Annotated in this window: 7 protein-coding genes; 4 read left to right on the top strand and 3 right to left on the bottom strand. The window is 67.5% G+C overall.

Features of this window, described 5'->3' with window-relative positions; all coding sequences use genetic code 11:
- From HUU95_RS03845 to HUU95_RS03835, 3 genes are all read left to right on the top strand, one after another.
- Positions 1–225 (top strand): DUF2497 domain-containing protein (locus HUU95_RS03845; RefSeq protein ID WP_174278895.1); only part of this gene is annotated, 225 nt, incomplete at its 5' end.
- A gap of 108 nt (positions 226–333) precedes the next feature.
- Positions 334–2415 carry an alpha/beta hydrolase family protein gene (locus HUU95_RS03840; protein WP_174278894.1) on the top strand — a complete coding sequence of 694 codons (2082 nt, stop codon included), beginning with the start codon at positions 334–336 and terminating at the stop codon, positions 2413–2415.
- A 69-nt stretch (positions 2416–2484) separates the two neighbouring features.
- Positions 2485–2709 carry a hypothetical protein gene (locus tag HUU95_RS03835; protein ID WP_254602603.1) on the top strand — a complete coding sequence of 75 codons (225 nt, stop codon included), beginning with the start codon at positions 2485–2487 and terminating at the stop codon, positions 2707–2709.
- Between the two features lie 114 nt (positions 2710–2823).
- On the opposite strand, the gene HUU95_RS03830 is transcribed toward HUU95_RS03835, so the two are convergent.
- On the bottom strand, positions 2824–4110 hold the full coding sequence (locus tag HUU95_RS03830; RefSeq protein ID WP_174278893.1) for an aspartyl/asparaginyl beta-hydroxylase domain-containing protein: 1287 nt from the start codon (positions 4108–4110) through the stop codon (positions 2824–2826).
- Between the two features lie 881 nt (positions 4111–4991).
- Here HUU95_RS03830 and guaA point away from each other — a divergent pair.
- The gene (gene guaA, locus HUU95_RS03825; RefSeq protein WP_174278892.1) at positions 4992–6545 is read left to right on the top strand and encodes a glutamine-hydrolyzing GMP synthase; all 1554 of its coding nucleotides are present in this window, start codon (positions 4992–4994) and stop codon (positions 6543–6545) included.
- 73 nt (positions 6546–6618) lie between these two features.
- On the opposite strand, the gene HUU95_RS03820 is transcribed toward guaA, so the two are convergent.
- Both HUU95_RS03820 and HUU95_RS03815 read right to left on the bottom strand, forming a co-directional pair.
- Complete coding sequence (locus HUU95_RS03820) at positions 6619–7182, bottom strand: hypothetical protein (RefSeq protein WP_174278891.1); 564 nt, start codon at positions 7180–7182, stop codon at positions 6619–6621.
- A 241-nt stretch (positions 7183–7423) separates the two neighbouring features.
- A partial coding sequence (locus tag HUU95_RS03815) for an FMN-dependent NADH-azoreductase (RefSeq protein ID WP_217429764.1) occupies positions 7424–7880 on the bottom strand: 457 nt, incomplete at its 5' end.

The following is a 7880-nucleotide window of genomic DNA, read 5'->3' as shown; positions in this document are numbered from 1 at the left end:
GCGCCGATCGTGGGGCAGGAGGCGGTCGCCGCCAGCCGTGGCTCGCTCGACGCGCTCAGCCGCCTGTTGACCCGGCCGGAGCCGGGCAGCGACGGCACGCTGGAGGGCATGGTGCGCGAGATGCTGCGACCGATGCTGCGCGCTTGGCTGGACGCGCACCTGCCCGCGATGGTCGAGGAGATGGTCGGCCGCGAGATCGCGCGCATCACCGGACAGGGCCGCTGACCGCGCGAACGTCCGGCACCAGCCTGACCTGAGCGACGTCGACGGGGCCGGGATGACACAGGCAAGCATGTTGCATCGTCACCCGCCGCTGCGCTAGCCTCCGCGTCGATGAAGCGTCTCCTGTCCGCGAGCCTGCTCGCACTCGCCCTCGCCGCGCCCGTGGCGGCCCGCCCCCTGACCATCGCCGACGTGACGATGCTGAGCCGCGTCGGGGCGCCGACCGTGAGCAAGGACGGGCATTGGCTCGCCTGGGCGCAGCGCGAGACCGATCTGGCCGCCGACAAGGGCCGCTACGACCTGTGGCGGCTCGATCTGTCGCGTCGGGACGCCAAGCCGGAGAAGATCGCGGGCGAGGCGGACGTCAACGAGAATGATCCGCAGATCGTCGGCGACACGCTGTATTTCACGTCGGACAAGGGCGGCACCGACGCGATCTGGGCTTTGTCATTGTCTGGGCCGGTCGCGGGCGGCGCGGCGCGCAAACTGACGAGCTTCGCCGGCGGGTTCGGCGGCTTCAAGGTCGCGCCGTCCGGCGATCGAATCGTCGTCTGGGCCGACCGCAAGCCCGGCGCGCCCAGCCTCGCGCCGGCGGCCGAGAAGAAGGACCCGAACGCCGGCGCGGGTCGAACCTATGACCAGCTGTTCGTGCGGCACTGGGACCAGTGGGCGACCGGTGACCGGCAGCAGCTGTTCGTGCTCCCGCTCGGGCCCGACGGCGCGCCGGGCGACGGTGTCGCGATCGAGCATGGGCTGGTCGGCGACACGCCCGCCAAACCCGACGGCGGAGGCGAGGAGGTGAACTGGAGCGCCGATGGCCGCACCGTCTATTTCGCCCTGCGCGAGGCGGGTCGGATCGAGGCGACCTCCACCAACCTCGACCTGTTCGCCGCGCCCGCCGACGGGTCCGCCGCGCCGACTAATCTGACGGCGGCGAACCGGGCGACGGACACGCTGCCCACCGTGTCGCCCGACGGGCGCTGGCTGGCCTATGTTGCGATGAAGCGTCCTGGCTTCGAGGCGGATCGCCAGGTGCTGATGCTGCGCGACCTGCGCTCGGGCGAGACGCGCCCGCTGACCGATGGCTGGGATCGGTTGGTGGAGGCGATCTTCTGGGCGCCGGACTCGCGCCGCGTCTACGTCACCGCCGAGGACCGCCAAGATAACCCGCTCTGGTCGGTGAGCCTGTCCGGCGGTGTGCCAAAGCGGCTGACCGGGCAGGGCAACATCTCGGCGGTCGCGGTGTCCGGCAAGGGCGTCGTGTTCGCGATGAACTCGCTCGCCGCGCCCGACGATTTCTACCTGCTGGCCAGCACGCCGGCGCGGCTGACCAGCGTCAACGCGGACAGGCTCGCCGGGATCGAGATGGCGCCGGTGACGCGCTTCTCCTTCGCCGGCGCGAACGGGGACACCGTGTGGGGCTATGCTGTCCGCCCGGCCGGCGGGGGTGCCAAGGTGCCGATCGCGTTCCTCGTCCATGGCGGGCCGCAGGGTTCGTTCAACGACAGCTGGTCGTATCGCTGGAACCCGCAGCTGTTCGCGGGCGCCGGCTATGGCGTGGTCGCGGTCGATTTCCACGGGAGCACCGGCTACGGCCAGGCCTTCACCGACGCGATCAGCGGCGACTGGGGCGGCAAGCCGCTGGAGGACCTGCAAAAGGGGCTCTTGGCGGCGACGGACAAGTTCGCCTGGCTCGACGCGGGCAATGCCTGCGCGCTGGGGGCGTCCTATGGCGGCTACATGATGAACTGGATCGAGGGCCACTGGCCCGATCGCTTCAAATGTGTCGTCCAGCATGACGGCGTCTTCGACGCGCGCGCGATGGCGTACGAGACGGACGAACTGTGGTTCGACGAATGGGAGCACGGCGGCAAGACCTATTACGAGGACCCGCAGGCGTTCGAGAAGTGGAACCCGGTCAACGCCGTCGCGGACTGGAAGACACCGATGCTCGTGATCAGCGGCGAGAAGGATTACCGCATCCCGACCACCCAGGCGCTCGCCGCCTTCACCGCGCTCCAGCGCCGGGCGGTGCCTTCGCGCCTGCTCGTCAACGCGGGCGAGAACCACTGGGTGCTGCACCCCAGGGAGAGCCGCCAATGGTATGGCGAGGTGCTGGGCTGGATGGCGCACTGGACGGGCAAGGCGCCGGCGGACCTGCATGTCGCGCCGGGAGCGGGGGCGGCGGAGTGAGTGGGCCCGATCTGAGAGGGAATGATACCAGCCGGGCTTGCACCCCTACCGATCGAGGCGCATATTGGCATGATGGCGAGCAAGGCAAAGTTGGAGATCGTTGACGGCCCGCTTGAGGTCGGCAAGCCGTCCCCTCCCCGTTACAGGACGGCGATCGGTCCGGACGGACAACAGGTGCGGGTCCGCATGCTTGATCCGAACAGCTCGACCTTCTCTGCCGACTTCCTCTCGTCCTTCCGCGCGAATGTACGGTGCGCGCGCGCTGAGAACAGGGCGCTCGGCCTGGACGATTGACGTTGGCGAGACCGCCATGAGTGAAAATCCTTAACAGCTTGAATCATGACCAGCCCCTAAGGTCAAATGAGTACACACCCTCGTTCGTCGATCTGACCGCCTGGCGGCAACGCGTCAGTCGATCACATTCGCCGTGGCGGCCAGTCGCGGACCGAGGGTGGTGAACAACGTCCGCAGCAGAGACTGTTCCGTTGCCGTCAGATGCGGGTTCCACACGTCGAAGATCAGCACTACGCGAGGCAAGTCGCTGTCGTTCCAGGCTTCGTGCTCGATCGTGTCGTCGAAGACAAAGGCTTCGCCAATGCTCCAGGGCCGGGTCTCACCGCCGACCCGAAACCCGCAACCGTCCGGCACCATCAACGGTACATGAACGATGGAACGGATGTTGGTGACGCCGGTGTGGGCGGGAAGCCTGGTTCTCGGCTTCAGCATCGAGAAGAAGGCGGTAGGACCGCGAGAAGGCAAGTCGGCCCGGGGCAACGACTCAAGCAGCGCCGCCGTCTTTGGGCATTGAGCACACATGTCGTCGTTCTTGACGCCGTAACGCCACAGGTAGAGCGCGCTCCAAGCGTCGGAACGGTCGAGCGGGCTCCAGATGTTCTGCGGCGTCCCCGCCAGCATCGACACATAAGGCGCGAAGGCATTGCTGCGGGTCGCCAACAACGCGCCCAACTCGGCCTGGATATCCGATGTCGCTGCCTCGACTTGTCCCAGCCATGGAAAATGTACGCGATCGAAGAATTCGTCGGCGGGCAGGAAGGGAAAATTCAGACCATGAGGCGCATTCGGGTAGATACGACGTCGCCCCAAAATCGAGTCGAGGCAGGTATCGAAACGCCGCAGGGCTCCGGGCTGGTCTCGGGATTTCAGTCGTTCGGGATCGAGCGTTTGCGATAGTTCGCTCGCAAGTGTCGCCGCGTGATCGCCTACCCGCCGTTGAGCCCGCTCCAGCAACTGGTCGAGTGCCGAGGTCCGATCGGGGAGCGCCGCGATGATCGCCGCCACTCCGGTCCAACGGAATATCGCGGCATCTTCTTCGCCCAGCCGATCGAGCAGCTCGGCCAGGCGAATGTTGGCCATCAACTCGGTCTGATCGATATCCAACGCTCGCGTCAGGGCGACCCGCTCGCCTTCATCGTTGCCCAGGGCTCGATGCGCGGTGGCAAGATTGGCCCATAGGGGCGCCGCACCAGGATCGGCAGCAGTGGCGCGCTCGAAAAAAGCGGCGGCGTCGCGATCGTTCTTCCCCAGCGCCATCATGCCGAGCGCGTTCAGCGCGATCGGATGATCGGGCGTCAGGTCGAGGATCGCGCGCAGATGCGCCGTTGCTGTCGCCACGTCTCCGCGTCGTCGCGCGATATCGGCCGCATGGAGCAACGAGGGAACCTGATCCGCCGTCATCCTGGCATGCCGAGGCGAACGAGGCCCATTACTGGGGGCCCGTGCCGGCGCGGCTCTTCTCGACCAGGTACCGCGCTTCCGACTGTCCCGCGATGGCGTCGGCTTCCCATTGCGCGCGCGTCCGACAGTCTGGCTTGGACGGCACCAAGGAACCGGTTTCGACCAAGCGGTGACAGATCTTCTTCTCCGGCTTGGCTTGCGGCGCGGTGCTGGTGGTAGTGCTGGTGGCGGTTTGTTGCCCTATCGCTGGCACAGCGATCATCGACAAGACGAGGAGCAAGGAACGAAGACCCATAGCTGATCCCCCAACAAATCGATCGGATGGCGAACAGTGACGAGCCGCAGCATAACGCGAACACCGGTGAAAACCAGCCCTTGGCATCCGTGAAGCGACGATGGGCAAGTATGCTGTCCGCGTACCACGATGCGCATGCAGAAGCTGACGGAGGCCATGGCCGACCCGCGATGACTTGCCCCTCGGTACGATCCGACGGGCGATGAGATGAAGCCAAACCGGGCGAGGATGTAATCGACGCGCAGTGCGTTCCCCAGATAAGTCGTGTTCTGCGTGCGCTCGCAGTCGGGACGCGCGAGCACAATGCCGGGTCGGCCCGCGTCATAGGCGAGTGAGGCGGCGCGTGATAGCAGCAGCTCCCCGACCGAAGCCGTCGTCGTTGCTTTGAAGGACGCGCGCGACGCCGCTCGTCTTCATCTCCCGATGCCGTCCGGAGCCGTGCCAGGCACGTCCGGCGGGCAAGTCGGCGATGCGCCAGAAGTCGCGTGCCATCCCACGGCGCGCGACGTCGCCTCGTGATCGGCGCGCGGGGTGGCTGCCGTCGCTCGCCGATTGACCGGTGACCAGCTTCGGCTAATCGCCGGCCATGGACCATCCCGAGACTATCCTGATCGTCGATTTCGGTAGCCAGGTGACGCAGCTGATCGCGCGGCGCGTGCGCGAAGCGGGGGTCTATTGCGAGATCGCGCCGTTCACGACCGCCGCCGCCGCGCTGGCTCGGCTGCGGCCGCGCGGCGTCATTTTGTCGGGCTCGCCGGCGTCGGTGCTGGACGAGGGCGCGCCCCGGCTCGATCCGGCGGTGCTCGACAGCGGGCTGCCGTTGCTGGGCATCTGTTATGGCGAGCAGCTGTTGTGCCACCAGCTGGGCGGCGCGGTGGCGGCGGGCGACAGCGGCGAGTTCGGGCGCGCGTTCCTGACCGTGACGGAGCCGTGCGCGCTGTTCGACGGGCTGTGGGCGCCTGGCGATCTGCATCAGGTGTGGATGAGCCACGGCGACAAGGTGACCGCGCTCGCCCCCGGCTGGCGCCCGGTCGCGACCAGCCCCGGCGCGCCCTTCGCGGTCATCGCCGACGACGACCGCCGCCGCTACGCGATGCAGTTCCACCCGGAGGTGGCGCACACGCCCGACGGCGCGCGGCTGCTCGCCAATTTCGTCCGCCACGTCTGCGGCTGCGCGGGCGGGTGGAGCATGGCGGAGTATCGCGCGGCCCGGATCGCCGATATCCGCGCGCAGGTGGGCGACGCCCGCGTGATCTGCGGCCTGTCGGGCGGGGTCGATTCGGCGGTGGCGGCGGTGCTGATCCACGAGGCGATCGGGGATCAACTCACCTGCGTGTTCGTCGACCATGGCCTGTTGCGGGCGGGCGAGGCGGCGGAGGTGGTCGCCCTGTTCCGGGGCGCCTATGGTATCCCGCTCGTTCATGTCGAGGCCGAGGCGCTGTTCCTGGACGGGCTGGCCGGGGTCACCGACCCGGAGGCGAAGCGCAAGTTCATCGGGCGTACCTTCATCGAGGTGTTCGAGGCGGAGGCGGCGAAGCTGGGCGGGGTCAAGTTCCTGGCGCAGGGGACGCTGTACCCCGACGTGATCGAGAGCGTCAGCTTCACCGGCGGGCCGTCGGTGACGATCAAGAGCCCCCACAATGTCGGCGGACTGCCCGAGCGGATGAATATGGCGCTGGTCGAGCCGCTGCGCGAACTGTTTAAGGACGAGGTGCGCGAACTGGGCCGCGAGCTGGGGCTGCCGGCGGCGTTCGTCGGGCGGCATCCGTTCCCCGGCCCGGGCCTGGCGATCCGCATCCCCGGCGAGGTAACGCGTGAGCGCTGCGTGATCCTGCGCCGCGCGGACGCGATCTATCTGGAGGAGATTCGCGCGGCGGGGCTGTACGACGCGATCTGGCAGGCGTTCGCGGTGCTGCTGCCGGTGCGCACGGTGGGGGTGATGGGCGACGGCCGCACCTATGACCATGCGCTGGCGTTGCGCGCGGTGACCAGCGTCGACGGGATGACGGCGGACGTGTTCGCCTTCCCGGGCGATTTCCTGCCGCGCGTGGCGACGCGGATCGTCAACGAGGTGAGGGGAGTGAACCGGGTGGTGTTCGATTACACGAGCAAGCCACCGGGCACGATCGAGTGGGAGTGAGCAGGACTCGTGAGCACGCGGGACGTCTTCGCGGCCGATCCGCTCAGCCGCTGCTTTGACAGAAGCGTCCGCATCAAGGTCGGGTCAACGCGTCCAATGCCTCGTGAACGCGGGCGAGTTCGGTGGCCTTTCGCAGGATGAGTAGGCTCAGGACGAGGGCGGAGAAGACCAGGAACGCCGCGATCGCCATGGCCTTGTCCGAGTCGGTCTCGCGACCGAACCAGACGGCGATGACGACGCCGGCGATCACCAGCAATGCCGTTCCGACGATATCGGTCATGACGCCGTCGAGCGGCTGCGGGATCGTCCGGAAACGGATCGCGCGCGTCCGGTTGTGCCAGTCCATCACGATCAGCGGGCCGCTGTAGCTCCGTCGGCAGACGGCGCGCACCTCGTCGCCCTCGGCCACCGCGATGTAATCGACATCGACGAGCTTGAGCGTGTGGCCCTTCACCTCCAGCAGCATCGCGAACTCGCGTGCGGTGTTCACGAAGACATGGGTGTCGTTGATCGAGCCGTGAGCGTCTGGATGGTGAGCCGTCGTCTGCTCGGTGATGTGGACGTCGGTAGTTCGGTGTGATGCGAGAACGCGGGCGATCGGACCTTCGACGACCAGAAAGCGGGAAGGGCCAGCCATCGCATCCGTCCTCCCGCCGACGACCCCAGTCACGGAGCGGCCCCCACCAGCCCAGAGCCCGTCCTGGTCAGGTGTTGATATCCGTTCGTCCCGAGCGAAGTCGAGGGGCCGGGTTTGGTGTGTTGATATCGCTCGACACGAACGGGGCAGGGTTCAGTCTGAACAGGACAAGCCCGGGCAGCCCTGCCCCGGCTCAGGCTGGGGCGACGAGGACAACGGCCCGGTGAGCGAGGGCGTGCGCTCAGGCGGCGGCGCGTTCGATCTCGGGTGCGAGCGTGGCAACGAACTGGTCCATCGTCTGCTCGCCCATGTCGACCGCCTTGGCGTTGCTGCCGGCGACGACGGTGACGTCGATGATGCCGATCACCTTGAGGATCAGGTGCAGATATTGGGTGGCGATGTCGCGGTCGCGGATCGGCGAGCCTTCGGTGTAGACGCCGCCCGACGCGATCAGCACCGTCGCGGTCTTGCCGTGGACGAGGCCGCTGCCGTCGAACCCGAGCGTCATGCCCTTGCGCACGATATGGTCGACCCATGCCTTGAGCGCGGCGGGGATGTTGTAGTTGTAGACCGGCGTCGCGATGACGAGGTGGTCGGCGGCGAGGATCTCGGCGACCAGCGCTGTAAATAGGCGTCGAACCGGGACCCCCGATCGGCGTCTAAAAGGGACCCCTTTTACGGCGGTGGCAAGCGTCGAT

It is taken from the genome of Sphingomonas bacterium, from assembly GCF_903643065.1.
GTDB lineage: Bacteria > Pseudomonadota > Alphaproteobacteria > Sphingomonadales > Sphingomonadaceae > Sphingomonas.
Note: the sequence above shows the minus strand (reverse complement) of the source record. Positions and strands in the feature narration are given on the sequence as shown.